The organism is Amycolatopsis sp. NPDC026612 (assembly GCF_040638285.1).
Lineage (GTDB): Bacteria > Actinomycetota > Actinomycetes > Mycobacteriales > Pseudonocardiaceae > Amycolatopsis.
Genome location: NZ_JBEZYB010000053.1, coordinates 1 through 25,117, shown reverse-complemented (window position 1 = coordinate 25,117; position 25,117 = coordinate 1). Strand labels below are relative to the sequence as shown.

28 protein-coding genes and 1 pseudogene are annotated in these 25,117 nt (G+C 70.3%); 9 read left to right on the top strand and 20 right to left on the bottom strand.

The annotated features are described in order from the left end of the window. Positions 1–95: 95 nt before the first annotated feature. Positions 96–836: an ISAs1 family transposase gene (locus AB0F15_RS32770; protein WP_360278898.1), complete on the bottom strand. Its 741-nt coding sequence runs from the start codon at positions 834–836 to the stop codon at positions 96–98. Further along, positions 773–1,687, bottom strand: coding sequence for an SDR family oxidoreductase (locus AB0F15_RS32765; protein ID WP_360278896.1), 915 nt, complete (start codon positions 1,685–1,687; stop codon positions 773–775). Before AB0F15_RS32765 ends, AB0F15_RS32770 begins: the two co-directional genes overlap by 64 nt. Positions 1,688–1,817: 130 nt before the next feature. Between AB0F15_RS32765 and AB0F15_RS32760 the strand changes: the two genes are divergently transcribed. Beyond that, on the top strand, positions 1,818–2,411 hold the full coding sequence (locus AB0F15_RS32760; protein ID WP_360278893.1) for a DedA family protein: 594 nt from the start codon (positions 1,818–1,820) through the stop codon (positions 2,409–2,411). Positions 2,412–2,416: 5 nt separating this feature from the next. On the opposite strand, the gene AB0F15_RS32755 is transcribed toward AB0F15_RS32760, so the two are convergent. Next, positions 2,417–3,058 (bottom strand): peroxiredoxin-like family protein, encoded by a 642-nt coding sequence (locus AB0F15_RS32755; RefSeq protein ID WP_360278890.1) that lies wholly within the window; start codon positions 3,056–3,058, stop codon positions 2,417–2,419. 59 nt (positions 3,059–3,117) lie between these two features. Between AB0F15_RS32755 and AB0F15_RS32750 the strand changes: the two genes are divergently transcribed. Next, positions 3,118–3,723, top strand: a complete 606-nt coding sequence (locus AB0F15_RS32750; protein ID WP_360278887.1) for a TetR/AcrR family transcriptional regulator — start codon at positions 3,118–3,120, stop codon at positions 3,721–3,723. On the opposite strand, the gene AB0F15_RS32745 is transcribed toward AB0F15_RS32750, so the two are convergent. Beyond that, positions 3,713–4,618 carry a LysR family transcriptional regulator gene (locus AB0F15_RS32745; protein WP_360278885.1) on the bottom strand — a complete coding sequence of 302 codons (906 nt, stop codon included), beginning with the start codon at positions 4,616–4,618 and terminating at the stop codon, positions 3,713–3,715. The genes AB0F15_RS32750 and AB0F15_RS32745 overlap by 11 nt on opposite strands. An 86-nt stretch (positions 4,619–4,704) precedes the next feature. On the opposite strand from AB0F15_RS32745, the gene AB0F15_RS32740 reads away from it, so the two are divergent. Next, positions 4,705–5,601, top strand: a complete 897-nt coding sequence (locus tag AB0F15_RS32740) for an EamA family transporter (protein WP_360278882.1) — start codon at positions 4,705–4,707, stop codon at positions 5,599–5,601. On the opposite strand, the gene AB0F15_RS32735 is transcribed toward AB0F15_RS32740, so the two are convergent. After that, on the bottom strand, positions 5,598–6,245 hold the full coding sequence (locus AB0F15_RS32735) for a DedA family protein (RefSeq protein ID WP_360278879.1): 648 nt from the start codon (positions 6,243–6,245) through the stop codon (positions 5,598–5,600). The two genes, AB0F15_RS32740 and AB0F15_RS32735, sit on opposite strands and share 4 nt — an antisense overlap. 216 nt (positions 6,246–6,461) lie before the next feature. On the opposite strand from AB0F15_RS32735, the gene AB0F15_RS32730 reads away from it, so the two are divergent. Both AB0F15_RS32730 and AB0F15_RS32725 read left to right on the top strand, forming a co-directional pair. Next, positions 6,462–6,833, top strand: a complete 372-nt coding sequence (locus AB0F15_RS32730; RefSeq protein ID WP_360278876.1) for a YciI family protein — start codon at positions 6,462–6,464, stop codon at positions 6,831–6,833. Then, a complete protein-coding gene (locus tag AB0F15_RS32725; protein ID WP_360278873.1) occupies positions 6,830–8,023 on the top strand; it encodes a DUF6596 domain-containing protein in 1,194 nt (397 codons plus the stop codon). Before AB0F15_RS32730 ends, AB0F15_RS32725 begins: the two co-directional genes overlap by 4 nt. Positions 8,024–8,084: 61 nt before the next feature. Here AB0F15_RS32725 and AB0F15_RS32720 read toward each other — a convergent pair whose 3' ends face one another. The 11 genes from AB0F15_RS32720 to AB0F15_RS32670 form a co-directional block, all read right to left on the bottom strand. Beyond that, positions 8,085–9,197 carry an oligopeptide/dipeptide ABC transporter ATP-binding protein gene (locus AB0F15_RS32720; RefSeq protein WP_360278870.1) on the bottom strand — a complete coding sequence of 371 codons (1,113 nt, stop codon included), beginning with the start codon at positions 9,195–9,197 and terminating at the stop codon, positions 8,085–8,087. Continuing rightward, positions 9,194–10,189, bottom strand: coding sequence for an ABC transporter ATP-binding protein (locus AB0F15_RS32715; RefSeq protein WP_360278867.1), 996 nt, complete (start codon positions 10,187–10,189; stop codon positions 9,194–9,196). Before AB0F15_RS32715 ends, AB0F15_RS32720 begins: the two co-directional genes overlap by 4 nt. A gap of 6 nt (positions 10,190–10,195) precedes the next feature. Beyond that, on the bottom strand, positions 10,196–11,125 hold the full coding sequence (locus tag AB0F15_RS32710; RefSeq protein WP_360278864.1) for an ABC transporter permease: 930 nt from the start codon (positions 11,123–11,125) through the stop codon (positions 10,196–10,198). Continuing rightward, positions 11,122–12,123 (bottom strand): ABC transporter permease, encoded by a 1,002-nt coding sequence (locus tag AB0F15_RS32705; protein WP_360278861.1) that lies wholly within the window; start codon positions 12,121–12,123, stop codon positions 11,122–11,124. The genes AB0F15_RS32710 and AB0F15_RS32705 overlap by 4 nt, the downstream gene beginning before the upstream one ends. 86 nt (positions 12,124–12,209) lie before the next feature. Then, positions 12,210–13,889, bottom strand: coding sequence for an ABC transporter substrate-binding protein (locus AB0F15_RS32700; protein ID WP_360278858.1), 1,680 nt, complete (start codon positions 13,887–13,889; stop codon positions 12,210–12,212). A gap of 324 nt (positions 13,890–14,213) precedes the next feature. Then, the gene (locus AB0F15_RS32695) at positions 14,214–14,717 is read right to left on the bottom strand and encodes a uridine kinase (protein WP_360278963.1); all 504 of its coding nucleotides are present in this window, start codon (positions 14,715–14,717) and stop codon (positions 14,214–14,216) included. A 37-nt stretch (positions 14,718–14,754) separates the two neighbouring features. Further along, positions 14,755–15,189, bottom strand: coding sequence for a DUF2304 domain-containing protein (locus AB0F15_RS32690; RefSeq protein WP_360278855.1), 435 nt, complete (start codon positions 15,187–15,189; stop codon positions 14,755–14,757). Between the two features lie 12 nt (positions 15,190–15,201). Then, a complete protein-coding gene (locus AB0F15_RS32685) occupies positions 15,202–15,948 on the bottom strand; it encodes a glycosyltransferase family 2 protein (RefSeq protein ID WP_360278961.1) in 747 nt (248 codons plus the stop codon). A 23-nt stretch (positions 15,949–15,971) separates the two neighbouring features. Beyond that, a complete protein-coding gene (locus tag AB0F15_RS32680; protein WP_360278853.1) occupies positions 15,972–17,951 on the bottom strand; it encodes a DUF6541 family protein in 1,980 nt (659 codons plus the stop codon). A gap of 61 nt (positions 17,952–18,012) precedes the next feature. Then, the gene (locus tag AB0F15_RS32675) at positions 18,013–19,308 is read right to left on the bottom strand and encodes a hypothetical protein (RefSeq protein ID WP_360278850.1); all 1,296 of its coding nucleotides are present in this window, start codon (positions 19,306–19,308) and stop codon (positions 18,013–18,015) included. A gap of 8 nt (positions 19,309–19,316) precedes the next feature. Next, positions 19,317–20,339, bottom strand: coding sequence for a glycosyltransferase family 2 protein (locus AB0F15_RS32670; protein ID WP_360278847.1), 1,023 nt, complete (start codon positions 20,337–20,339; stop codon positions 19,317–19,319). An 84-nt stretch (positions 20,340–20,423) separates the two neighbouring features. Here AB0F15_RS32670 and AB0F15_RS32665 point away from each other — a divergent pair, with 84 nt between their 5' ends. Together AB0F15_RS32665 and AB0F15_RS32660 are read left to right on the top strand one after the other, a co-directional pair. Beyond that, positions 20,424–21,521 (top strand): UDP-N-acetylglucosamine 2-epimerase, encoded by a 1,098-nt coding sequence (locus AB0F15_RS32665; protein ID WP_360278844.1) that lies wholly within the window; start codon positions 20,424–20,426, stop codon positions 21,519–21,521. 57 nt (positions 21,522–21,578) lie between these two features. Beyond that, entirely contained in the window at positions 21,579–22,133 is a 555-nt protein-coding gene (locus AB0F15_RS32660) for a glucosaminidase domain-containing protein (protein WP_360278841.1), read from the top strand. On the opposite strand, the gene recR is transcribed toward AB0F15_RS32660, so the two are convergent. Next, positions 22,130–22,726: a recombination mediator RecR gene (gene recR, locus AB0F15_RS32655; RefSeq protein WP_360278838.1), complete on the bottom strand. Its 597-nt coding sequence runs from the start codon at positions 22,724–22,726 to the stop codon at positions 22,130–22,132. The two genes, AB0F15_RS32660 and recR, sit on opposite strands and share 4 nt — an antisense overlap. 5 nt (positions 22,727–22,731) lie before the next feature. After that, complete coding sequence (locus tag AB0F15_RS32650) at positions 22,732–23,091, bottom strand: YbaB/EbfC family nucleoid-associated protein (RefSeq protein WP_360278835.1); 360 nt, start codon at positions 23,089–23,091, stop codon at positions 22,732–22,734. Between the two features lie 78 nt (positions 23,092–23,169). Here AB0F15_RS32650 and AB0F15_RS32645 point away from each other — a divergent pair, with 78 nt between their 5' ends. Next, on the top strand, positions 23,170–24,030 hold the full coding sequence (locus tag AB0F15_RS32645; RefSeq protein WP_360278832.1) for an N-acetylmuramoyl-L-alanine amidase: 861 nt from the start codon (positions 23,170–23,172) through the stop codon (positions 24,028–24,030). On the opposite strand, the gene AB0F15_RS32640 is transcribed toward AB0F15_RS32645, so the two are convergent. Next, positions 24,015–24,368 (bottom strand): helix-turn-helix domain-containing protein, encoded by a 354-nt coding sequence (locus AB0F15_RS32640; RefSeq protein ID WP_360278829.1) that lies wholly within the window; start codon positions 24,366–24,368, stop codon positions 24,015–24,017. The genes AB0F15_RS32645 and AB0F15_RS32640 overlap by 16 nt on opposite strands. A gap of 49 nt (positions 24,369–24,417) precedes the next feature. On the opposite strand from AB0F15_RS32640, the gene AB0F15_RS32635 reads away from it, so the two are divergent. After that, on the top strand, positions 24,418–24,849 hold the full coding sequence (locus tag AB0F15_RS32635) for a TIGR03618 family F420-dependent PPOX class oxidoreductase (RefSeq protein ID WP_360278826.1): 432 nt from the start codon (positions 24,418–24,420) through the stop codon (positions 24,847–24,849). Between the two features lie 20 nt (positions 24,850–24,869). Here the strand turns inward: AB0F15_RS32635 and AB0F15_RS32630 are convergent. Further along, positions 24,870–25,117: pseudogene (locus tag AB0F15_RS32630) on the bottom strand (DNA polymerase III subunit gamma/tau); the annotation flags it as partial.

Below are 25,117 nucleotides of genomic sequence, written 5' to 3'. Positions count from 1 at the left end.
GGCGGTGAGTTGGCCGGACGCGACGGCGTGAAGCCGCCGGCCACACCAAGCCCCCGCCCTTCCCGGCAGGGTTCCGGCAAAGTCGTTTGTGCTGGTTAGGTGGGGGATTCCGAGTAGGTGTAGTGGTCGGGTGGGGTGTCTGGCTGTGTGGCGGCGGTGTTGATCCATCCGTGGTGGCGGATGGTGCTGATGGCGAGGTTGCGGAGGCTGGCCATGACGCGGGGTCCGGTGCCGGTGCGGGCGCGGGAGGCGTCTTCGGTGTAGGTGACGTCGCGGACGTAGTGGAGTTTGTTTTCGATGTGCCAGTGGCCGCGGACGTAGCCTCCGACGTGGGCGGGGTGGGCCCAGCGGCGGGTGATGTTGGTGATGCCGAGGGCGGCGTGGGCGGTGTGTTTTCCGCTGGTGTGATGGGTGGTGTAGCGCTCGATGAGGAATGCGTGCGTGGCGTGCGGGAAGTCGATGGTGGGGTAGCCGAGGTATTCGCCGAGGGGTGCGAGCTGGGTGATGCGTCGTTCGGTGCGGCCGTGTCCGCGGTTTTCGGTCGTGTGGGTGGGTATGTCGTGCCAGGGCAGGCTGTCGAGCAGGCCGTGGAGGCGGTGCTGGTTTTCTTTGACGGTGAACACGTAGTAGGCGCCGCGGGCGTGCAGGTAGCGGGCGTGTTCGGCGGTGGTGTGCAGGGCGTCTGCGGTGACAACCTTCCCGGTCGGGTCGATGCTGTCCAGCAGCGGCTCGAACCAGGAGATTTCGCTGCTGCCGACGGGGCGGGGGCGCGTCAGCGGTAGCCGGTGGTGTCCGCAGGCTTCCCCGCGTCGGCGACCTCCGTCATGTACCGCCACGCGTCCGGGCGGCTGCCGTCGACATCATCCACTTCGTACTCCCGCGCCAGCCGGCCGCTGCTCACCGTCTGCCCGGACCACCGCTGCCGCGCCGGGTCCGCCGCAAGTGCCACTACCGTGCGCCCGCAGAACGCCGGCGTCTCCGAAATCGCGAAGTGCGGCACGCGCTCACAGGCGTCGCGCCAGTTCTCTTCGGTCACGCCGTAGATCTCCAGCATCATCTCCGACCGCAGGTACCCCGGTGTGAACGCGACGGCCGTGCACGAATGCGCAGCCAGCTCGACGGCCTCGCCGATCGCCAGCAGGTGCGCCGACGCCTTCGCCAGGTAGAACGGCAGCGAAGTGCCTTCGCGGTACTTCGCGTTGTACTCGGCCGTGCCGTCCGTCAGTTCGACGACCAGCCCGCCCGGGCGCTTGATCAGCAGCGGCAGCAGGAAATGGCTGGTGATCAGGTGCGCGTCGATGCCGAGACGGATCATCCGCAGGCCGGCCGCCAGGTCGTGCTCCCACACCGGCCGGCCCCAGCCGAGGTGCTTGTCGCCGCCCCAGAGGCCGTCCACCAGGATGTCGAGCGCGCCGTGCCCGGCTTCGACCCGCTTGGCCAGCGCGGCGACCTCGTCGGGAACCAGGTGGTCGACGCGGATCGCTTCCGCCTCGCCACCCGCCTCGCCGATCAGCTCGGCGGTTTCCTCGACGGTCTCCGGCCGGTCCACTTCGGACCGTCCGGCGCGGGTGGTGCGGCCGGTCACGTACACGAAGGCACCCGCACGGCCCAGTTCGACGGCGATCCCCCGGCTTGCACCGCGCGTACCGCCCGCCACCAGGGCGACTTTTCCGGAAAGTGTGTTCATGCGCCCAGCCTCGTGCCGAACCATGACAGCTCCTGGCATGGTTTCGGGGAGTCTGTGGATCACCTGTCGGGTTCCTGTGAGTCCCCGGTGATCGGGACTCATCGGGTCCGGGCAGGCGGTTAATGGAAGTGTGGACGGATCGACGGCGGGGCTGGTGCTGCTGTTCGTCGTCTCGCTGGTGCCGCTGCTGCCCACCGAGGTGACGCTCCTCGGCATGGGCATCGCGGCGGCACAGGGCGGGACGTCGCTGGCGCTGGTGATCGCCGTGGCGAGTGCCGGGTGCCTGGCGTCGGACCAGGCGCTCTACGCCCTCGGCCGGTTCGGTGGCCGGGCGGCGCTGGACCGGCTGAGCCGGCGGAAGACGATCGCCGCCGGCATCGGCTGGCTCGACGGGCGGCTGCAGCGCCATCCCCGGCCGGTGCTGGTGGTCGCCCGCTGGCTGCCGTCGGGCGGGACCGTGGGCGCCCTGCTCGCCGGATCACTCCGGTGGCCGATGGCGGAGTTCTTCACCGCCTCGGCCGTCGGCGTCACCCTCTGGACGTCCTACGTGGCCTTCCTCGGCTACGCGGGCGGCCAGCTGATCACCGAACCCGGGGTCAGCCTGCTGCTCTCCCTGGGCGTGGCCCTGGTCCTGGGTTCGGTGATCACCTACGGCGTGAAGCGCAGCGCTGTGACAACCGGGGCTTTGCCCCAGGCCGGTGGCTCCGCCACCCGGACCCCCTGAAGCAGCTAAAGCGATTTGACCACTTCGAGGATCCGCGCCGGCTCGGTCCGCGTCGTGTAGTCCGGGTGGACGTCGGCGAACCGGATCACGCGCTCACGGTCCACCACCAGCACGGCCGGGTGCGCCAGTTCCCACTCCCCGTTGTGCTTCGCGAGATCGGCGCCGATCCCGCTCATGGTCGGGCGGACGTCCTCGGACACGGTGAACGTCAGGCCGAGTTCCCGCGCAACGACGTTCCCGACGTCCGAAAGCACCGGGAAGCTCAGCGCGTTGGCCTCCTTCGTGGCGGTCGAACCGTCCGGGAGCTGCGGGCTGATCGCCGCCAGCCGCGCGCCGTGCCGCCCCAGCTCCGGGACCAGTTCCGCCTGGTACGCGCGCAGGGTCAGGTTGCAGTACGGGCACCACTGGCCGCGGTAGAACACCAGCACGGCCGGGCCCTCGGCGGTCAGCTCCGCGAGGCTGACGCCGGTGCCGCCGGCGTCCGGCAGCGTGAAGTCGCCGACCGTCGCGCCGGGCCCGGCGAACTTCGCCGGATCGGCCGAATCGACGAGGTCCTGCTGGTGCGCGACCAGCACGTCGGCGATCTCGGCGGGCGCCACCTCCCGCAGGCTCGCGCGGATGCCGGACAGACCTTGCTCGAGCGTCATGGGAACCCCCAGCTTGTTGTACTGATCGGTACAGTGTGGCCGACTGTACTATCCGGTACATGGAGGCGCAAGCGGCGGCCACGACCCCGCGCGGCAAGCGGACCCGCGACGCGATCGTCGACGCGGCGGCCGAGCTGATGTACGTCGACGGCGTCGCGGGCACGAGCGTCGACAAGGTGCTCGCCAAGAGCGGGGCCGGGAAATCGCAGATGTACCACTACTTCAAGAACAAGGAGCAGCTGGTCGCGGCGGTGATCGAGCACTACCTCGAGCGGATCCTCGGCAACCAGCCGGCCATCTTCGAGCTGGGTTCCTGGGCCGATTTCGAGACGTGGACCGAGCAGATCCTGGACATCCACCGCCGGCCGGGCGGGCCGATCGCCTGCCCGCTGGGCAACCTCGCCGGGGAGGTGGGCGACAACCCGAAGCTCGCGCCGCTCGTCGACCAGGCGTACCGGAAGTGGGAGTCCTACCTGGAGCTGGGCCTGAAGACCTTGCAGGACAGCGGGGAACTCGTGCGCAGCGCCGATCCGGCGCGGCTGGCCCAGGCCGCGATGACGTCCGTCCAAGGTGGACTGCTGCTGGCCCACATCCGGCACGACATCACGGCACTCGAGGACGCCCTGCGGATCGCGCTGACGCACCTGCACAGCTTCAGGCCGTGAGCTGACCGACCTCGGCGCGCAGTTCCTCGATCACCTGGGCCACCGCCGGCCGCTGGCGGGCGCCCGTCCGGCAGACGGCTTCCACCAGGCGGGCCGCGCGGATGCCGGCGAGGGGCCGCCCGACCAGCCCGCTGCCTGGGCCGGTGTTCATCGTGTACCGGGGTAGCAGCGCGATGCCGTGGCCGGCGGCGACCAGCCGTTCGGTGATCTGGAAGTCGTTGATCCGCTGCACCACGACCGGCCGCACGCCGGTGCGGACGGTCAGCGAGCGCAGCACGTCGTCCACCGGGAAGCCGAAGTCGACGCTGATCCAGCGTTCGTCCGCCAGGTCCGCCAGCTCAACGCGCGGCTGGTTCGCCAGCCGGTGCCCGGCCGGCAGCGCGACGTCGAGCGGTTCGCGCAGCAGCGGCACCACCTCGAGGCGGCTCGAGGCGAACTCCGGCGCGTGCTCGTCGCGGTGCGCCACGACGATGTCGTAGTCCGCGACCAGGCCCGGCACCTCAGACGGCGTCATGTCGACGTCCCGGACGTCGACTTCCAAGCCGTCGTGCCCGGCGACGCGGGTCAGCAGTCCCGGCAGCAGCATCAGGCCGGCCGACTGGAAGATCGCGATCCGCACCCGCCCACGCGGCGCGCTGCGGTAGGTGTCCAGCTCGGACTCGGCCCGTTCGAGGGCGGCGAGCACCTCGTCGGCGCGGGCGACCAGCGCGCGGCCGGCGTCGGTCAGCCGCAGGCCCCGGCCCGCCGGCTCGGTGAGCGGCAGGCCGACCTCGCCCTGCAAGGCCCGCAGCTGCTGCGAAACGGCCGACGGCGTGCAGTGCAGGGCCCGCGCGGCCGCCGTCACGCTCCCGCGGTCGGCGAACTCCCGCAGCGTGCGCAGCCGGCCCAGATCCACGCCGTCACTGTACTTGAAGCACCACTACAAGGTTCCTGCAGATATTCTCGCTGGTCCTTCACGGTCGGCCTTGCCAGAGTGAAGGCATGCCCGCCCGTGATCGCCTGCTCGCCATGCTCGTCGCCGTCCTCTGGGGCCTCAACTTCCTGGCCATCCACGCCACGCTCGGCCAGTTCCCGCCGGTGTTCGCGGGTGCGCTGCGGTTCGCCGTGATCGCCGTCCCGACGATCCTGTTCGTGCCGTGGCCGAGGGTGCGGGTGCGGCACCTGCTCGGCTACGGTCTCGGCTTCGGCACCGGGCAGTTCGCGTTCCTGTTCATCGCGATGGACACCGGGATGCCGACCGGGCTCGCGTCGCTGGTGCTGCAGGCGTCGGCGCCGTTCACGGTGCTGCTCGGCGCCGTCTTCCTCCGCGAACGCGTCACCCCGCAGCAGCTGGCCGGGATTGCGCTGGCGGTGGCCGGGATGGCCGCGATCGCGTGGCAGCAGTCCGGGCACGCCGCGCTGCTCCCGATGATCCTGACGCTGCTGGCCGCGCTGAGCTGGGCGTTCGGCAACCTCAGCACCCGCAAGGCCGAGCCGGACAACCCGCTGCACTTCACGCTGTGGATGTCGGTGGTGCCGCCGCTGCCGATGTTCGCGCTCTCGCTGGTCATGGAGGGCCCGGCCGCGCAGTGGCGATCGCTGACGACGCTCGGGACCCCGACCGGGCTGACGGCGCTCGGCGGCCTGACCTACGTCGTGCTGATCGGCACCGTTGTGGGGTCGGGCCTGTGGACGACGCTGATGCGGCGCAACCCGGCCGGCGTCGTTTCGCCGTTCTCGCTGCTGGTACCGGTGGTCGGGCTGACGGCGTCGTTCCTGCTGCTCGGCGAGCGGCCGACCTGGCTGGAGGCCGGCGCCGCCGTGGTCGTGATCGCCGGCGTGCTGCTCGGCTCGCTCCGGACCGCGCGCCGGCGCGACCCGGAGCCGGTGACGGTCTAAGCCGCCTTCTCTTCCTGCTTGGGGGTCTCTTCGTCGCTTTCGTGCGTGCGGCCCAGGCGCTTCTTCATGACGAAGAAGACGACGACGCCGAGGACGATCGCGGCGAGCAGGCCGTACTTGGAGAAGTTGCCGAGCCATTCTTCGGCGACGACCCCGAGGTAGTAGACGGCCGCGGTCGTGCCGCCCGCCCACACGATGCCGCCGGCGGCGTTCGCCAGCAGGAACTTCGGGTAGTGCATGCGCAGCGATCCGGCGAGCGGGCCGGCGAGGATCCGCAGGAACGCGATGAACCGGCCGAGGAAGACCGCCCAGACGCCGCGTTTGTTGAAGATCCGTTCGGCGTTGGCGATGTGCGTCGGCCCGAAATGCTTCGGGAATTTCCGGCCGGCCCAGGCGAACAGCCGCTGACCGCCGGTTTTTCCGATGAAGTAGCCGATGCTGTCGCCGACGATGGCGCCGGCACTGGCCAGGACACCGATCCACAGCGGGTTGAGGTTGCTGTGCTGCGAAGCCAGCAAGGCCGCGCTGACCAGCACGATTTCGCCGGGCAGCGGAATGCCGAGGCTCTCGATCATGATCACCGCACCGACGATCAGGTACACCGAGAGCGGCGGGATCGCCTCCAGCCATTGGTCGATGTGCACAGCCCGTACCCCCTGGTACCTACGCCGGATTTCGTTCGCTTTCCGCAGGGTACCGGGGGTGGCACGCACGGGGCGGCCTACTCAGGTATTGCCCCTCGTACGACTTGAGTCGGGGGTCGGCACCGCGGCACCGGAGTTGTCCACAAGGGTCACCCACATGTGGACAAGTCGTGCCATTCTCCTCGGAGAGCGGTTGCACTTGCGGAGGAGACGCCGGTGAAATACGTGGTCCTGATCTACGGCAACCCCGAGTCACGCACGGCTTGGGAAGGCATGAGCGATGCCCAGCGGGCCGCCGGGCTCGCTCACTACCAGCAGCTCAACGACGACCTCGACGCGTCCGGCGAGCGGATCGTCTCCGAGCGGCTCGCCTTCCCGGAACTGACCAAGCGGGTCAGCGTCGGCGACGGCGGACCGTTGACGACCGACGGGCCGTTCGCCGAAGCCAAGGAGTTCCTCGCCGGCTTCTACCTGCTGGACTGCGAGAGCGAAGAACGCGCCCTGGAGATCGCCGCGCGGATCCCGGAAGCGGCGTTCGGCGTGGTCGAAGTGCGGCCGGTGATGGGGTTGTCCGGGCCGGAGCTGTGACGGACGTCGAGGGCCTGCTCCGCGAGCTCGCGCCGCAGGTCCTCGCGGCGCTGGTCCGGCGGTACGGCGGCTTCGACACCTGCGAGGACGCCGTCCAGGAGGCCCTGCTGGCCGCCGCGCGGCAGTGGCCGGCCGAGGGCCTGCCCGATCACCCGAAGGGCTGGCTGATCACGACGGCCTCCCGGCGGCGGATCGAGCAGTGGCGCAGCGAGACCGCGCGGCAACGGCGTGAAGAAACCGTCGCGCTGGCCGAGCCGCCGGCTCCCGAGCCGGTCACCGGCGTCGACGACACGCTGACGTTGCTGCTGCTCTGCTGCCACCCGTCGCTGACGCGGCCGTCGCAGGTGGCGTTGACGCTGCGCGCGGTCGGCGGCCTGACGACGGCCGAGATCGCGCGGGCCTTCCTCGTCCCGGAAGCCACGATCGGCCAGCGGATCAGCCGCGCGAAACAGAAGCTCCGCGGGGAACGGCTCGTGAACGACGAGCGCCCTGACCGACTCGCGGCGGTGTTGCAGGTGCTGTACCTGATCTTCACGGAGGGCCACACCGCCAGTTCGGGTGACGCACTGAGCCGCGTCGAGCTGACGACGGAGGCGATCCGCCTGGTCCGGCAGCTGCGCGCGGAGCTCCCGGAGGACGGGGAAGTCGCCGGCCTGCTGGCCCTGATGCTGCTGACGGAGGCCCGGCGCCCGGCCCGCGTCGACGAAACCGGGGCCCTCGTCCCGCTGGCCGACCAGGACCGGAGCCGCTGGAACCGGGCGTTCGTCGACGAGGGCGTCGCGCTGATCACGAAGGCGCTGGCGACCGCGCCGGTGGGCCCGTACCAGCTGCAGGCGGCGATCGCGGCCGTCCACGACGAAGCCTTGACCAGTGAAGAAACCGATTGGGCGGAGATCCTCACGCTCTACGACCTGCTCCGGGTGGTCGCACCCGGCCCGATGGTGACGCTGAACCGGGTGGTGGCGTTCGCGCAGGTCCACGGCCCCGAGGCCGGGCTGGGGGAGCTGGCCGCGGTGACGGACCCCGCGCTGGCGAAGCACCACCGGGTCGACGCGATCCGGGCGCACCTGCTGGAGAAGTCCGGGGACGCGGCCGGCGCGCGAGAGGCGTACCTCGCCGCGGCTCGGCGGACCTTGAGCCTGCCGGAACAGGCGTACCTGCAGTCGCGGGCCGCCGGCCTCCAGCCCTGACGTCACTTTCACGTGAAAGCTACGGCGTTGCCGCCCGTAGCTTTCACGTGAAAGCTACGGTCTAGAGGATCTCGGCGGCGGTGCCGATGTCCGGCGGGCCCAGATCGGGGTTGAGCGCTCCGCTCATTTCCACCAGCTCCGGCTTCACCTCGTGCGGCTGGATGCGCCCGTCGCGGATGTCCTCCGCGTAGTGGCACGCCACCCGGTGACCGGCGCCGATTTCGCGCAGCTGCGGGCGGTCGGTGTCGCACAGGCTCGCCTGCTTCCACGGGCACCGCGTGTGGAACCGGCAGCCCGACGGCGGGTTCGCCGGCGAGGGCAGGTCACCGGCGAGCAGGATCTGCTCGCGGGTGTCCTCGACCTGCGGGTCCGGCACCGGGATGGCCGACAGCAGCGCCCGCGTGTACGGGTGCAGCGGATCCCGGTACAGCGAATCCGCGTCGGTCTCCTCCACCAGCGCGCCCAGGTACATCACGCCGATGCGATCCGAAATGTGCCGCACCACCGCGAGGTCGTGCGCGATGACGACGTAGGTCAGGCCGAGCTGGTCCTGCAGGTCCTCCAGCAGGTTCACCACCTGGGCCTGCACCGAAACGTCCAATGCGGACACCGGCTCGTCGGCGACGATCAGGTCCGGCTCCACGGCCAGTGCCCGCGCGATGCCGATGCGCTGGCGCTGCCCGCCCGAGAACTCGTGCGGGTACTTCCGCAGCGACGACTCCGGCAGGCCGACCGCGGACAGCAGCTGACGCAGCCGCCGCTGGGTCGTTTCCTTGTCCTTGTCGAGGCCGTGCGCGTGCATGCCCTCGACCAGGATCGACTCGACCGACTGCCGCGGGTCCAAACTGGACATCGGGTCCTGGAAGATCATCTGCATCCGGCGCCGGGCCTTCCGCAGTTCCTCTCCCTTGAGGGCGGCGACGTCGGTGCCGTCGAACACCACGTGCCCGGAGGTCGGCTCGTTGAGCCGCAGGATCGCCCGGCCCAGCGTGGACTTGCCGCAGCCGGATTCACCCACCAGGCCGTAGGTCTCGCCCCGCCGGATGGCCAGGTCGACGCCGTCGACCGCGTACACGTGCCCGACCGTCCGGTCGAACACGACGCCGCTCTTGATCGGGAAGTGCACCTTGAGGTCGGTGACCTCGAGCAGCACGTCACCAGCAGGACGGGTCATCGGGTTCCTCCTCCCGCGGCGACCGCGGGCCGCACGGGGTTGTGACAGCGCAGCAGCCCGCCCAGGTCGGGCGCCAGCTGCGGCTGGACCTCGCGGCAGACCGGCAGCGCGTTGGGGCAGCGCGGCGCGAACGCGCACGCGTGCTCCCACGGGATGTTGTCGGACACCGAACCCCGGATGGGGATCAGCTTCTCGCCGCGGCCCGCGTCGAGGCGCGGGATCGAGGCGAGCAGACCGTGCGTGTACGGGTGCCGCGGCTCGGCGAACAGCTGGTGCCGCTGCGCCCGCTCGACGATCTTGCCGCCGTAGAGGACGTTGACCTCGTCGCACAGCCCGGCGACGACGCCGAGGTCATGGGTGATCATGATCAGCGCGGTGCCGGTGTCCTGCACCAGTTCCCGCAGCAGCGCCAGGATCTGCGCCTGGATGGTGACGTCCAGTGCGGTCGTCGGCTCGTCGGCGATGAGCAGCCGCGGACGGCACGCCAGCGCGATCGCGATCAGCGCACGCTGCCGCATCCCGCCGGAAAGCTGGTGCGGGTACTCGGAAAGCCGTCGCGACGGATCCGGGATGCCGACCTTGTCCAGCAGGTCCACCGCTTCCACGGACGCCGCCTTGCGCGACATCCCGCGGTGGCGCTCCAGCACCTCGGTGATCTGCAGCCCGATCGGGATGACCGGGTTCAGCGAGGACAGCGGGTCCTGGAACACCATGCCGAGGTCGCGGCCGCGGCGGTCGCGCATCTCCCGGTCGGACAGCTTGAGCAGGTCGGTGCCTTCGAACCGCACCGAGCCGCTGACCTTGTTGCCGCGCTTGGCGAGCAACCGCATGATCGCCAGCGACGTCACGGACTTGCCGCAGCCGGACTCGCCGACCAGGCCGACCGTCTGGCCCGGTTCGACGTCGAAGCTGACGCCGTCCACCGCGGTGAACGACTGCTCGCCACGGCGGACGAAGTCGACCTTCAGATCACGGACCTCAAGGAGTGCCATGGGGGTTCACCGCCTGTTCTTCGGGTCGAGGGCTTCGCGGAGGGACTCGCCGAGCAGCGTGAACCCGAGCGCCACCACGATGATCGCGATGGCCGGGTAGTACGCGAGCTCCGGCCGGACGTCGAGGAACTGCCGGGCCCCGCGGCTCAGCATGATGCCCCACTCCGCCCGGTTCGGGTCCGGGTCGCCCAGGCCGAGGAACGACAGCGCCGCGGCCTCGAGGATGGCGGTGGCCAGGGTCAGCGTCGCCTGCACGATGACCGGGCCCAGCGAGTTCGGCAGCATGTGCCGGAACACGATGGACGTCCGCTTCACGCCCAGCGACGTCGCGGCGAGCACGTGGTCGCTGCCGCGTTGCACCAGCATCGAACCGCGCAGCAGCCGCGCGAAGATCGGCACGCCGATCATCGACACGGCCAGGATCACCGTCCACTGGCTGGGCTTCTGGAACAGCGCCGCCACCGAAATCGCCAGCAGCAGCGAAGGCACCGACAGCATGACGTCGACCAGTCGCATGAGGACGGTGTCGACCCAGCCGCCGAACGCGCCGGCCAGCCCGCCGATGATGACGCCGATCAGCACACCGATCACCGTCGCCAGCACACCGACCAGCAGCGTCTGCTGGGCGCCGACGAGCATCCGCGACAGGTAGTCACGGCCGAAGTCGTCCACGCCGAGCGGGAAACCGGGCTGGGCGCCGGGGATGATGCCCTGGCCGAGGGAAACCTGGCCCTGCAGGTAGCGCTCGTACGGGTCCTTCGGCGCGATCAGCGGCGCGAAGATCGCCAGCAGGAGGAACAACGCGGTGATCACGCCACCGGTGATGGCCACCGGGCTGCGCAGCATCCGCCGCAGCGCTTCCGCACCGAGGCTGCGCCCCGAGGCCGCCGCGAGCTTGTCGATCGGCTCTTTCTTCTTGTTCACCAGAGTGTTCATCGCACACGCACCCTCGGGTCGATGATCCCGTACGAGACGTCGACCAGCATGTTCACCAGCACGTACACCAGCGCACCGAACAGCAGCAGCGCCTGGAGCCGGGGGTAGTCACGTCGTTCGATGCCTTCGGCCAGCAGGAACCCGAGGCCGCGGAAGTTGAACACGCGCTCGGTCAGCACCGCGCCGCCGAGCAGCGCGCCGGTCTGCAGGCCGATGGTGGTGACCACCGGGAGCAGGCCGTTGCGCAGCACGTGCCGCCGTCGGACGACGGGCTGCGTGAGGCCCTTCGAGTTGGCCGTGCGGATGAAGTCCTCGTTGAGCACTTCGAGCACCGACGCGCGGGTGATCCGGGTGATCACCGCGAGCGGGATGGTGGCGAGCGCGAACGCCGGGAGGATCAGGTGCTTGATCGCGTCCCAGACGGCGTCCCATTCGCTCGTCATGATGCCGTCGAGGACGGCGAAGTTGGTGATGGCGGTCGCGTCCAGCCCGGCTGTCTGCCTGCCCTGCGACGGCAGGCCCAGCGGCCCGGCGAGCAGGTCCTGCATCATGTAGCCGAGGAAGAAGACCGGGACCGCGACGCCGATCAGGGTGAGCACGATGATCACGTTGTCGATGGCGCCGCCGCGGTACCGGGCCGAGAGGTAGCCCGCCGGGATGCCGATGGCCACCGCGACGATCATCGCCGACAAGCCCAGCTCGATGGTGGCGGGCAGGAACGTGCCGATCTCCGACATCACCGGCTGGGTGGAGATCAGCGAGGCGCCGAAGTCACCGGTGATCGCGCGGCCGAGGAACCTGAAGTACTGGAGGATGACCGGCTGGTCGAGGCCCAGCACGTGGTTGAGGTTGGCGATCTTCTCCGGCGTTGCCTTGTCGCCGAGGAGGGCGGCCGCGGGCCCTCCGGGCAGCGACCGTAGCCAGGCGAAGACCAGGATGGACAGGATGAGCAGCGTCGGAATCGCTTGTAGCAGCCGACGCACGAGAAAACGGAACACTTGCAGTCCTTAGGAAGCCAGCCCGCTGAGTACGGACATGGGGTGGGCGCGGTAGCGCCCACCCCATGCCTCGCGGCGTGGAACTGTCAGTTCACGGTCACGGTGTTGAACCGCTCGTCGGTCAGCGGACTGGCGACCAGGCCCTTGACCTTCGGGCCGACCACGATGGCGGGCGGGCCGTAGGAGATCGGGATGGCGGGCAGGTAATCCATGATCGTCTTGTTGACTTCCTGGTACGCCTTGGCGTGCGCGTCGCCGGCGGGCGAAGCGTCCGCGGCGGCCAGCGCCTGGAACAGCTGCGGGTTGTCGAACCCGAACTCCTTCTTCGTGCGACCGAAGAAGGTGCCGACGAAGTTCCCGGCGTCGTTGTAGTCACCGGTCCAGCCGAGCAGGTGGAGGTCCTGCTTGCCGAACTTCTGCACGTCGTCCTTGTAGCCACCGTTCCACGGCTTGGCGACCGGCTCGATCTTGATGCCGATGGCCTTCAGGTCCTCCGAGAACGAGGTGAAGACGTCCGCCGGGTTCGGCATGTACGGCCGGGTGACCTCGGTCGGGTAGTAGAACTTCAGCGTCAGGTTGGTCGCCCCGGCCTCCTGGAGCAGCTGCTTCGCCTTCTCCGGGTTGTACGGGTACTTGGTGACCTCGTCGGTGTAGCCGGAGATCGTCTTGGGCACGAACTCGGTGGCCACCTCGGCACCTTCGGGCAGCTTGCTCTTCACGAACTGCTCGCGGTTGATGCCGTAGGCGAGCGCCTGGCGGACCTTGACGTCCTTCAGCTTGTCGCCGGCCGGGCCGGACTGGTTGATGCCGAGGTAGAGCACGTTGAACGGCGGGCGGACCAGCACCTGCTCGCCCTCGTTGCGCAGCAGGCCGTAGTCGGCGGGCGCCGGGTAGTCGTAACCCTGGATGTCGCCGGCCTTGAGCGCCTGCTTGCGGGCGTTCTCGTCCGGGATCACCTTGAAGATCAGCTTGTCGAGCTTCGCCGTCTGCGTCGGGCTGACGTCGTTCTTGAGCAGGGTGATCTCGCCCTTGCCCTGGTCCCAGCTGTCGAACTTGAACGGGCCGGTGCCAACCGGGTGCTTGTTCGCGTACTCGCTGTAGGTGAACGAGTCGCCGGACTGGGTGACCTCGTCCGACTTGTACTGCTTGAGCGCGGTCGGGCTCTGCATCGCGAACGACGGCAGCGTGAAGGCCGCCGGGAACGCGCCCTTCGCCTTGTTCAGGTTCACGACGGCGGTCGCCGGGTCCTTGGCTTCGCAGCTCTTGTAGACCGGGTCGCTGTAGTCGCTGCTCTCGTTCTTGGCGAACCCGCCGAAGACGTCGGCGTAGTAGATCATCTGGCTCTGGGCGGCAGCGCCCTTCATGTTGAACCAGCGGTCGAAGTTGAAGCACACGGCGGCGGCGTCGAACGGGGTGCCGTCGGAGAACTTCACGCCCTGCTTGAGGTTGAAGGTCCACGACTTGCCGTCGTTGCCCTGCTCCCACTTCTCGGCCAGCGAGGGCTCGAGGTCGGCGGTGCCGGGCTTGTTCTGGATCAGCGTGTCGAAGATCTGCCGCGTGATCCGGAAGGTTTCGCCCTCGTCGTTGAAGATCGGGTCGAACAACTTCGGGTTACCGGCCGCGCCGAAGATCATCGTGCCCCCGGAACCACCCCCCGCGCCCTCGTCACGCTTGGATTCCGCACAAGCGGACAGCGAAACCGCGAGCGCGCCGGCGAGCCCGATCAGGGCCACGCGGCGTGTTCGGGTCAGCCGCAATTGCTGCATCTGGCACCCCTTGGGAGATGTTCGGGTTCAAAGTCACCGTCCGGTCGGTCAGGAACTCGACGGACGATCGTGTGGGCCGACACTAGCGGGAACTCGGCCCGCACTTAAGCACGTGAGGTTACGATCGCGCTACACGGACGCCGATTTGACCGCAATGTGTCCGTAAATCATGACAGAATGTGACTATTTGCGCCTCACGACTGCTGTCGGTACCCGATCACTAACTCAGATGGCGGTACCGACATTGGTCCACTCGTGTATCGAGCGACGATCCACTGGATCGTTCCAGCGGGCCGCGCACACGGTGCGTGACCACCTGGTCCCCTACGAAAGTCGGGTTCCGGCGGCTTCGGGGGTGCCGTCGACGGCGAACCAGCCGCGCTCGAACCGTTGCCACCGCCCCAATTCGGCCCGTGCGGCCTCGCCGTCCCGCGCGACGGCCCTGGCCAGCCGCTCGGCCGCCGGGCCGCCGGAGACCCAGCAGAGGTGCGAAAGCAGGGTTCTTACCGAAGTCCGGCCGCTCGAGACTCCCTCCAGCACCAGCACATCCGGCACGCCCACCCGGACGAGCTCACCCGGCCGGGGCACCCCAGTGGTCCAGTCCACGCGCCGGTAAGCACCCGCCACGCCGTCCGCCAAGGGCCGCAGGACGCCGTCGACGAGCCGCGGCCACCACGAGACCGGGTCGTCCCAAGTCGCGAAGGCGTCGGTGCTCACGAGCGCGGTGCGGCAGCCACGGGCCCGGAGCCCGGCGACGACCCGGGCGGCCAGCGTGGACTTCCCGGCGCCCGACGGACCGTCGATGGCCAGCACGCGCACCCGGCCCAGCCGCGCGGGAGCGGCGAGCAGGGCTTCGATCAGGGCTTCACTTGCTGACGCGCTCGACCTGCGGGAGCCCTTTGACGTCGTCCGGGGCCGCCGTCTTCGCCTCGAGCTCGGTGATCCGGCCCGCCAGCTCGCGCCGGGCGTCCTCCAGCTCGCAGCGCAGCAGCGCGATCTCCTCGACCGACGTGCGCACCTCTTCCTCCAGGTGCCCGACCTCGGTGGACAGGTGCAGCGACACCAGCGCCAGCACGACACCGGCGAGGAGGAAGACGAAGTTCGACGGCGTCTGCACGCCGGTGTGGAGGGCCAGGAACTCGGCGGCCTGCGGGACGACGGCGAGCACGACGACGCCGATGGCGACGACGAGCCACACGCCCGCGTACTTCTCCCGCAGCTTCCGCCGTCGCATCATCTCCAGGACGACGAACAGGACGACACAGGCGACGACGATGCTGAGGATGCGCCAACCGGCCATTTCCACTTCCCCTTACGCCGAGTCGGACGAGTCGACCGCCGGGCGGCGGCGCACCAGCGCCAGCAGCAGGGCGAGCCCGGCCCGGCTCAGGTAGACGGCCGACTTCACGGGCGAGTGGCTGGGCGTACCGGCCACCCGCTCCCGCATGACGACCGGGATCTCCTTGATGACCAGCTTGGCCCGGATGGCCATGACCAGCGACTCGACGGTGTCACCGAGGTACTCCGCCGGGTAGTAGCCGGCGAAGAGCCGGATGGCGCGTGGGCCCATCGCCTTGAACCCCGACGTGACGTCGGTGAGCTTGGTCTTCGCCAGCCGCGAGAACACGAGCGAGAGCGCGACCATGGCGTACTTGCGCGGCCCGCTCGCCTTGTACGAGCCCTTGCCGGCGAACCGGGAACCGATCACGATGTCCGCGTCGTCGAGACCGCGCAGCAGGGCGTCGAGCTCGTCCGGGTCGTGCTGACCGTCCGCGTCCACCTGCACGACGACGTCGTACCCGCGGGCGGCGGCGTAGCGGAAGCCCGTGCGCATCGCGCCGCCGACACCCAGGTTGACCGCGAGCCGCGCCACCTCGGCGCCGGCTGCGCGGGCGAGCTTGGCGGTGTCGTCGACCGAGCCGTCGTCGACGACCAGCAGGTCGCCGCCCGGCAAAGCACGTTTCACCTGCTGGATGACCGACGCGACGCTCGCGGACTCGTTGAGCGCGGGCATCACGATGAGCACCCGGCGGCTGGTCACGGATGTCGCCGAAGACACTGACACGCGATCACTCTAGCCCTTCACTTCCCGTGACCGGCCGCAGACCCTGGCGCCGCACCGGCCGTGACAACGCCCTGCTGGCCCTCGATCTCGTAGACGGTCGCACCCGGATTGCGGTACACCGGCTTGAAGCCGGGGTCGGACTCGATGTTGTCGAGGCCGACGCCGTTCTTCGTCGTCGACGTGACCTTGCCCGTGCCGATGAAGACGTAGCGCACCTTGAGGTCGGTGAGGACCTGGCGCACGCGCGGGTACTTGTGGATGTCGTTGAGGAACACGCTGAGGTAGCCGGCCGGGGTGCTCGGCTCGGCGCCGTAGAACGTCCACTCGACCGGCTGGACACCGTCGAGCGCGTACATCCACACGGAACCGTCCGCCTTGCCGTTCATCACGTGCTCACCCGGCGCGACGTGCGCGCCGAGCCAGTCGAACGCCTGGCGTTCGTCGTTGCTGACCGTCGGGCCGCCGCTGTAGTTCAGCTGCAGCCGGGCGGCGTTGCGGCCGATGTAACCGCCGCGGCTCAGACCGCCCACGACGAGGGCGAGCAGCACCACGCCGACCGCGACGAGCGTCGCGGGCCGGACGTTCGGCAGCCGGGTGGCCGCCTTGCCCGCGAACCAGCGGGCGGCGGTGTCGGTGAACTCGCCGAACGCGACCGCGCCGGCCAGCGGGACCAGCGCGCCGATCCGCCAGTGGTCGTTGTAGAAGATGCCGGTCAGGGTGTGGATGAGCGGCGTCTCCAGCGACACGGTGAACGCGAACAGCCCGCCGAACACGACGTACGCCGCGACCATCCACACCATCCGCCGGTGCTTGACCAGCAGGATGATGCCGACGAAGGCCGGCACGCCGATCCACCACTGCGGGAACGCCGCCATCGGCGAGAACGTGATCGTCTCGCCGAGGCCACCGCTGACCGTGGCGTCCGAGGCCCAGAACGCGCTCGTCACGCCACCGGCGTTGTAGAGCGACGGCAGCGCCAGCGGCAGCCCGCAGAGCACGGCCAGCCCGATCGTCGCCCCGAGCGAGGGCGCGGACCGGCGCCAGTCGATCCGCTCGAACCGGAACACCACGGCGAGCAGGATCAGCAGGAAGTACACGACGACGACGAACGCCACGCTGGTGTGCAGCCCGATCAGCCCGGCGACGGCGATCCCGATCGCCACGGGCCCGGCGATGCCCCGCGGGTGCAGCAGCAGGCGGGCCAGCGCCAGCGCGGCCGGGATCAGCGCGACCCCGGCGACGTACGGCCACAGCGGCCCGCGCCACAGCGAGTCGTACGGGAAGTTGGTGAACGACACCGAAACCGCCGCGGCCGCGCCGGCCGCGAGCGCCGGCATCCGCCACACGTGGCACATCGCGGCGACCCCGACCGGCACGCACAGGATCACCGTGAGCGCCGCCATGTTCAGCGTCGGCATCATCGCCAGGCCGGCCTTGTCGAAGACGAGGGCGAGCAGGGCGTGGTAGGTGTCGGGGTAGAAGTAGTTCGTCTGGTCAGGCAGGTTCGCGATCGTGCCGACGGTCGACGGCCGGGCGTCGCCGTGCTCGGCGATCCAGCGCACCAGGTTGGCGTGGAACGGCGCGTCCCAGCCCTGCTGGACCTGGTTGAGCCCCCGGGCGCCGCGCAGGAACGTGACGATCCCGACCAGGCTGCCGGCCAGGACGCCGGCCCCCATCAGCAGGTGCTCGCGTGGGGAGCGGGCGGGTGCGGCCGTGGCGGCGTCCTTTTCGGCCCAGTCCGGGTGCCGCCGGGCGGTGAAGCGGAGCACCAGGAACGACAGCCCGAACCCGGCCGCCGACAGCACCAGCGTCCACAGCGCGACGTCGAGGACGTTCCAGCGGATGCCCAGCCCGCCGAGCACCGGCACACCCAGGCTCACGAGGCCGAACGTCAGGAGCGGCGCGGCGGCGGCCAGCAGCCAGCCGCGCAGCCTGATCGCCGTTCCGAAGACGAGGCCAGGCAGCCAGAAGGCGAGCACGACCAGAAGTACGTTCATGGTTTCCGCTGTCCAACCTCACCGGCGTTTCACGCCGACCTGTCCCGGGTCCGGCCGGGGGTCACCCTACTGGGACGTCCGAAGCGGGCCGAACGTTGCCCGGCCGTCGCAACACGAACACCAAGACGACCACCAGACCCAGCGTGGGCCCCCCGGCCAGGCCGGCGACGGCCTTGAGGATCGGGTCGCCCGGGACCAGCAGCAGGGTCGCCGCGGTCGTGACCGCGACCACCGCCCACGTGACGAGCACCTTGTTCGCCTCTTTGCGGGCCACGAGCACGGCCGTCATCAGCTGCAGCGCCGTGAGCAGCACCGCGCCCCACACCATCCACGCCACCCACCAGCCCTGGGCGACGAAGTCCGAGCCGTAGAGCAGGGAGACCAGCCACGGCCCGATCAGCCAGCCGACCAGGGCACCGACCACGCCGACGACGATCGTGCCGAGCGCGCCGGCCGCGAGCAGCTTCCGCAGCCGCTGCCGCCCTTCCCCGGTGCCCGACAGCCGGACCACGGTCGGCACGGCGAGCGCCTGCAGCGGGGAAAGCAGCAGCAGCGGCACCCGGGACACCGTGAGCGTCGCGAAGAGCACGCCGACGCCGGCCACGGACCCGCCGGGCGCGAGCAGGCTCACCATCGCGGGGTAGCCGGTGATGACGCTGGCGGTCAGCGCGGCGCCGGTCAGCAGGATGAGGATCCGGCCGGTGACCGGCCCCCAGCCCTCGCCGTCGGCGTGCGGGTCGATCAGCCCGGAGACCGGCCGGACGAACAGCAGCCAGGCGAACGAGCCCGCGGCGGCCGCGATCGCGAACGTCGTGACGCCGGTGAGCCCGGCGGCGGCGATGCCGAGCAGCACGACCACCCGGACCGCGGCTTCGGCGACGACCAGTCCCGCGTACGGCTTGATCCGCTGCTGCCCGACGAGCAGGCCGCGGGCGGCGAACTGGCAGGCGAACGCGAGCGCCCCGCACAGCACGATGACGCCGAGCGCGGCGTTCCCGCCGTAGAGCCGGTCCGACAGCACCGGCACGACCAGCGTCAGCACCGCGACCACGGCGACGGTCACCGCGCCGACGGTCAGGGCCCGCAGCGCGGGCTTGCCGGCCTTGCCGCCGTCGAGCGCGGCGACCGCGGACTGGCGGGACAGCTCCTGCTCGAGCGGCGACAACGCGCTGCCGAGGCCCATCAGGATGCCCCAGAACGAGAGGTAGACCTTGCTGTTCACCGGGCCGAGCCAGCGCGTCGCGACCAGCGTCAGCACATAACCGAGCGCGATCGCGACCAGCAGCGAGATGCCGATCTTCCCGGCCGAGCGCCCGGTCTCCTTCGCCAGGCTGCGCCCGTCGGTCTCGTCGGTCACCGGCGAGCTCATCGTCCCCGCCGCCGGCGGGCACGCAGCGCCATGAGCAGGCCACGGACGGCACCCGCGCCGAAGCCGGCACCGAACACCGGCGCCAGCTTCGCGACGGCCTTGGCCTCCGCGGTGGTCGCGCCGAAGCGGGTCACGGCCGCACCGGCCGCGGCCGACCCCACGGCCGCGAGCGCCACGGCCGTCTTCGGCCGCCGCAGCGCCAGGCCGAGGCCCAGCACGCCGACGCCGAACGCGGCGAACAGGCCGTTGCGGGCGGGACCGGGCGAGCCGAGGTAGGAGTCCACGAAGGTCGTGCCGCGGAAGTAGGCCTGGGCGGCGAACTTCTTGAAGCTGTCGCGTCCGTGGTAGGTCGCGGAGAACTCCGGGGCCAGGAAGATGCGGTGCCGCTCGGCGATCCAGCGCAGCACGCCGGTGTCGTCGCTGGCGAAGCGGACGTCGTCGAACAGGGAAACAAAAGCGTCGGAAGCCGCCTCGAGCACGGCGCGCGGCGCGGTGAAGAATCCGGTGCCCTTGGGGAAGAGGTCGAACTCCTCGATGCCGAAGGACATCAGGCGCGGGTCCGCGCAGTACCGCCGCCACGGGATCTTCACGAGGCCTGCCATGAAGCCGGCGTACGGGTTGTGCTCCGAAGCGACGTTGACGTGCCCGTTCCACACCGCCCGTTCCGGGTGGTCCACCAGCTGGTCGCGCAGGAACGTCAGCGCGCCGGTGTCCACGACCACCCGGCTGTCGAGCAGCAGGATCTGCTGCCCGGACGCCTTGGCGATGCCCGCGCGCCGGGCCTCGAACCGGCCCGCGTTCGCCTGGCTCAGCACGGTGATGCCGTGGCGTTCGCGCAGGTCGTCGAGCCGCGACGGCGTGGCGTCGGTGCTGCCGTCGTCGACCACGACGACCTCGATCGGCCAGCTCGCGGCCGACGCCGAAGCGAGCAGCGCGCCGACACTGCGTTCGATCCAGTCCTGCTCGTTGCAGACCGGGATCACGACGCTGAGCGAGGGGAGGAGCGGGTTCGCACTCACCGTGCCGAGGCTACCCGGCGGTCCCCGCGCCGGGTCGGCCAGTATCCTTGCGCCACCGCACCCGACCAGAAATGGGCCTTCACGGTGATTTCCTTCATTCTCGGCACCACCGCGGAACTGATCAAGATCGCGCCGGTCTACCACGGGATCGCCGAGCGCGGGGTGCGGCCGAAGATCTGGTTCACCGCGCAGCACGTCGACGAGGTGGCCGACGTCCTCGCCGACCTGAAGATGCCCGAGCCGGACGTCTGGCTGGTGCCCGAGGACAAGGCCCACAACCTCGAGTCGCCCGCGCAGGTGCCGGGCTGGGCCGCGCAGGTGCTGCGCACCGCGTGGAGCCGCCGCCACGAGCTGCGCGCCGCGCTGACCGAGGACGGCCGCCCGCCGCTGGTGCTGGTGCACGGCGACACGTTCACCACGCCGTACGGCTCGCTGATCGGGAAGCGGATCCTCAAGTCCCGCGTCGGGCACGTCGAGGCGGGAGCGCGGTCGGGCAGCATCCTCTCGCCGCTGCCGGAGGAGCTGAACCGCAAGATCGCGGCGAAGATCGTCGACATCCACTTCGCGCCGAGCGCGCGTGAGGTGAACAACCTCCGCCACGCCCGCGGCGTCGTCGTGGACACCGAGGCGAACACCGCGATCGACGCGATGCGCCTGGCGATCAACCAACCGCTGGACGTGCCGAACCTGCCGGAGAAGTTCGGCCTGGCCACGCTGCACCGCTTCGAGCTGGTTTCGCGCCCGGACAAGTACCGCGAGGCGCTGGAAATCCTGCGTGAGCAGAGCCGCCAGATGCCGATCCTCTACATGGCCGGGGCGCCGGAGCGCGAGAAGATCCGCTCGCTGGGCATCGGGAACATCTTCGACGACCAGTTCATCGTCCAGCCGAAGATGCGCTACCTGAAGTTCCTGCCGCTGGTCGCGCGCGCCGAGTACGTCGTCACCGACTCGGGTGGTCTTTCGGCGGAGTGCTACTACCTCGGCCTCCCCTGCGCGGTGCACCGCGAGCGCACGGAGACGCCACAGCACCTCGGCGAGACGGTCGTCCTGACGGAAATGCGCGGCGACAAGCTGCAGAACTTCCTCGACACGTACCAGAACCGCCGCGGCGAGTCCTGGATGGACAAGTACCACCCGTCCGAGATCGTCGTCGACACCCTGGCGCAGCTCGGCTACTGCTGAGTCCGCCGTCCGGGTGACCTCCGGTTTCTCCGGTGGTCACCCGGGCAAAGTGTCGCCATGATCCACTTCGGACTGGCGGCGTTGCTGGTGGTGACCCCGCCCATCGACCAGAGCTCCATCCGTCAGGCGGCGCTCGACTCCGGGTTCCAGGAGACGTACGTCGGTGCGGCGGGCCCGATCGCGCGGACGATCCACGCGGAGTACGCCATCCCGGCGTCGGTGACGGTCGCGCAGTCGATCCTGGAGTCGAACTGGGGCCGCAGCAAGCTGTCCACGGCCGAGCGGAACTACTTCGGCTTCAAGTGCGTGACGCCGTCGAGCCCCGGATCGCTGGCGCTGCGCTGCGCGCAGTACCCGACGACGGAGTGCGTTCCGGCGCCGTGCCACCCGGTGGACGCGTATTTCCGCTCCTACGCCTCGATCGACGACTCGTTCCGCGACTACGGGCGGCTGCTGACGACGAGCGCGAACTACGCGGCGGCGCTGCCGGCGCGGACCGATCCCGACGCGTTCATCCGGGCGGTGGCGAAGAAGTACGCCACCGACCCGGAGTACGCGAACAAGGTGATCAGGGTGATGAACCGGTACGACCTGCGGCGCTTGGACGCCTAGAGCACCCGGCGGCCCGAGAGCGCGCGGCCCAGGGTCAGCTCGTCGGCGAACTCCAGGTCACCGCCCATCGGGAGGCCCGAGGCCAGCCGCGTCACGCTCAGGCCTGGGAAGTCGCGCAGCATGCGGACCAGGTACGTCGCCGTGGCCTCGCCCTCCGTGTTGGGGTCGGTCGCGATGATGATCTCGCTGATGTCGGCCTCGCCGATCCGCTTGAGCAGCTCGCGCATCCGCAGCTGCTCCGGGCCGATCCCCGACAGCGGGTCGAGCGCGCCGCCCAGCACGTGGTAGCGGCCCTTGAACTCACGCGTGCGCTCGACCGCCAGCACGTCCTTCGGCTCCTCGACCACGCAGATCACCGTGAGGTCGCGGCGCTCGTCGCGGCAGATGCGGCACTTCGGGTGCTCGGAGACGTTGCCGCAGATCTCGCAGAACTGCACGCCCTCCTTGACCTTGCCGAGCACGTCCTGCAGCCGCGAGATGTCCACCGGGTCCGCGGCCAGCAGGTGGAACGCGATCCGCTGGGCGCTCTTCGGCCCGACCCCCGGCAACCGCCCGAGCTCGTCGATCAGGTCCTGGACGACACCTTCGTACAAGTTCGTCAGCCGCCGAAGCCGAGGCTGCCGAGGTCCGGCATGCCGCCACCGCCGCCGAGCCCACCGGCCAGCGGGCCGAGCTTCTGTTCGGTGAGCTTCTGCGCGTTCGCCGACGCGTCACGCACCGCCGCGACGACCAGGTCGGACAGCGTCTCGACGTCGTCCGGGTCGACCACCTTCGGGTCGATCTTGAGGCTCTTCAGCTGGCTGTCACCGGAGACGGTCGCGGTGACCAGTCCGCCCCCGGCAGTGCCGGTGACCTCGGTGTTGGCCAGTTCTTCCTGGGCCTCGACGAGCTTCTGCTGCATCTGCTGCGCCTGCTGCATCAGCTGGGAAAGGTCGAAGCCGCCGCCGGGTTGGGCCATGATCGCACTCGGTCCTCTCTGCACGCCTGTGTCTCCACCAGGGTAGTCGCGCCACACGATGTGCCCGGCTGTGGCACCGTGGTGGCCGTGCGACGCGCGATTGCTCCCCTGCTGCTGGCCGCTGCCCTGCTGCTCACCGGCTGCGAAGAAGACACCCCGGCGGCGGCTCCCGTGACCACGCGGACGAGCACGCCGACGCCGACGACCGCGCCGCCCTCTGCGCCGCCTTCGCCGTCGACACCGCCGTCGACACCGCCGTCGTCGCCGTCCGCCACGCCGCCGGCCACGGCCGGGAAGGTGGTCGTCCTGGATCCCGGGCACAACGGCGGGAACGGCGCCCACCCGGCGGAGATCAACCGCCCGGTGCCTGCGGGACGCGGCGAGACCAAGCCGTGCAACACCACCGGCACCGCGACCAACGCGGGCTACGCCGAGCACGCCTTCACCTTCGACGTCGCCCAGCGAGTCGGGAAAGCTCTGGCGGACAAGGGAATCCGTGTTGTCTACACGCGACAGAACGACACCGGTGTCGGCCCCTGCGTCGACCGCCGGGCGGCGATCGGCAACGAGGCGAACGCCGACGCGGTCGTCTCCATCCACGCCGACGGCTCCGAAGCGGCCGGGGCGAACGGCTTCCACGTCGCGTATTCGTCACCGGCGCTGAACGCCGCCCAGGGAGCGCCGTCGACGCGCCTGGCGCAGACGTTGCGCGACACGATGCGCACGAGCGGCTTCAGCACGGCGAACTACATCGGCACCAACGGGCTGTCGGCCCGCGCGGACCTCGCCGGGCTCAACCTCTCGACCCGGCCGGTGGCCCTGGTGGAGTGCGGGAACATGCGCAACGCGGCCGAAGCGGCCCGGATGACGAGCGCGGACGGGCGGCAGCAGTACGCGGCCGCCATCACGGCCGCGATCGAGGCCTACCTGGCCTCCTGAGCTTCGAGGACGGCCTCGCCGTGCTGCGCCGCCCACTTCGTGAGGACGCCGATCGGCTCGACGAGGGTCCGGCCGAGGTCGGTCAGGGAGTACTCGACCCGTGGCGGCGCTTCGGCGTACGCGCGGCGGTCGACCAGGCCGTAGCCCTGGAGCTTGCGCAGCGTCTGCGTGAGGACTTTGCGGGAGATGCCGCCGATGAGGCCGGCCAGCTCGCCGTGCCGCCGCGGGCCGCGGCTGAGCGCGAACACGACGACGACCGCCCACTTGTCGGCGATGATCTCGATCGCCAGCCGGGCCGGGCAATCGGCGAGGAAGACGTCGCCGGAGAAGTCACCCATGGCACCAAAGGTACCGAGCGGTACCTGTCGGCTTCCTAGGCTCGGAACCATGGAACTCCCCGAAAGCTGCCACCGCCTGTTCGAGCGGCCGTTCAACGCCGTGCTGACCACCGTCGACCCGGACGGCTCGCCGCAGACCTCGATGGTCTGGGCCAGCCGGGAGGGCGACGAAATCGTCATGGGCATGGAGGGCCGCCGTGCCAAGGTGCGCAACATCCGCACCGACCCGCGCGTCACCGTGCTGATCGAGGACCACGACGGCCACGACGCGCGCGGCCTGCCCCAGTACCTGCTGGTCCGGGGCACCGCCCGGGTGATCGGACCGGACATCGCCGACGAGTTCACGGCGCTGATGGACCGGCAGGCCCGGCGGTACCTGGGTGTCGAGAAGTACGAGCTGGGCAACCAGGGCTCGCCGACGGCCGTGATCGTGCGGATCACGGCCGACCGGGTGACGGGCATCGGGCCCTGGGCGTCCTGACCCGCGCCTCCCGGACCCGGTCAGTCGAGGGGGCGGGCGCCGAGGTGCTCCGAGAGCAGTTTGCGGGCCACCTCGTCCGGGTCCTGGTCCGGCGGGGGTGGGGGCGGCGGCGGAGCCGGGCTGGCGTCCTCGTTGTAGAGGTCGTCGTCGTCCTCGTCGGAGGGTTCCGGGGGCAGCGGGATGTCCGGCTCGCTCGTCGTGACCTTGGGCCGGGCCGGCGCCGGCGGCCGCGCCGAGGGCGGGGGGGGGGGGGCGGGGCGGGCGGCCG

Excerpts from the sequence above, each read along its gene's own strand:
- AB0F15_RS32765 (WP_360278896.1), bottom strand. The coding sequence starts at position 1,687 with ATGAACACACTTTCCGGAAAAGTCGCCCTGGTGGCGGGCGGTACGCGC.
- AB0F15_RS32755 (WP_360278890.1), bottom strand. The coding sequence starts at position 3,058 with ATGACGCTCGAGCAAGGTCTGTCCGGCATCCGCGCGAGCCTGCGGGAG.
- AB0F15_RS32750 (WP_360278887.1), top strand. The coding sequence starts at position 3,118 with ATGGAGGCGCAAGCGGCGGCCACGACCCCGCGCGGCAAGCGGACCCGC.
- AB0F15_RS32740 (WP_360278882.1), top strand. The coding sequence starts at position 4,705 with ATGCCCGCCCGTGATCGCCTGCTCGCCATGCTCGTCGCCGTCCTCTGG.
- AB0F15_RS32720 (WP_360278870.1), bottom strand. The coding sequence starts at position 9,197 with ATGACCCGTCCTGCTGGTGACGTGCTGCTCGAGGTCACCGACCTCAAG.
- AB0F15_RS32715 (WP_360278867.1), bottom strand. The coding sequence starts at position 10,189 with ATGGCACTCCTTGAGGTCCGTGATCTGAAGGTCGACTTCGTCCGCCGT.
- AB0F15_RS32710 (WP_360278864.1), bottom strand. The coding sequence starts at position 11,125 with ATGAACACTCTGGTGAACAAGAAGAAAGAGCCGATCGACAAGCTCGCG.
- AB0F15_RS32700 (WP_360278858.1), bottom strand. The coding sequence starts at position 13,889 with ATGCAGCAATTGCGGCTGACCCGAACACGCCGCGTGGCCCTGATCGGG.
- AB0F15_RS32690 (WP_360278855.1), bottom strand. The coding sequence starts at position 15,189 with ATGGCCGGTTGGCGCATCCTCAGCATCGTCGTCGCCTGTGTCGTCCTG.
- AB0F15_RS32680 (WP_360278853.1), bottom strand. The coding sequence starts at position 17,951 with ATGAACGTACTTCTGGTCGTGCTCGCCTTCTGGCTGCCTGGCCTCGTC.
- AB0F15_RS32660 (WP_360278841.1), top strand. The coding sequence starts at position 21,579 with ATGATCCACTTCGGACTGGCGGCGTTGCTGGTGGTGACCCCGCCCATC.
- AB0F15_RS32650 (WP_360278835.1), bottom strand. The coding sequence starts at position 23,091 with ATGGCCCAACCCGGCGGCGGCTTCGACCTTTCCCAGCTGATGCAGCAG.
- AB0F15_RS32640 (WP_360278829.1), bottom strand. The coding sequence starts at position 24,368 with ATGGGTGACTTCTCCGGCGACGTCTTCCTCGCCGATTGCCCGGCCCGG.
- AB0F15_RS32635 (WP_360278826.1), top strand. The coding sequence starts at position 24,418 with ATGGAACTCCCCGAAAGCTGCCACCGCCTGTTCGAGCGGCCGTTCAAC.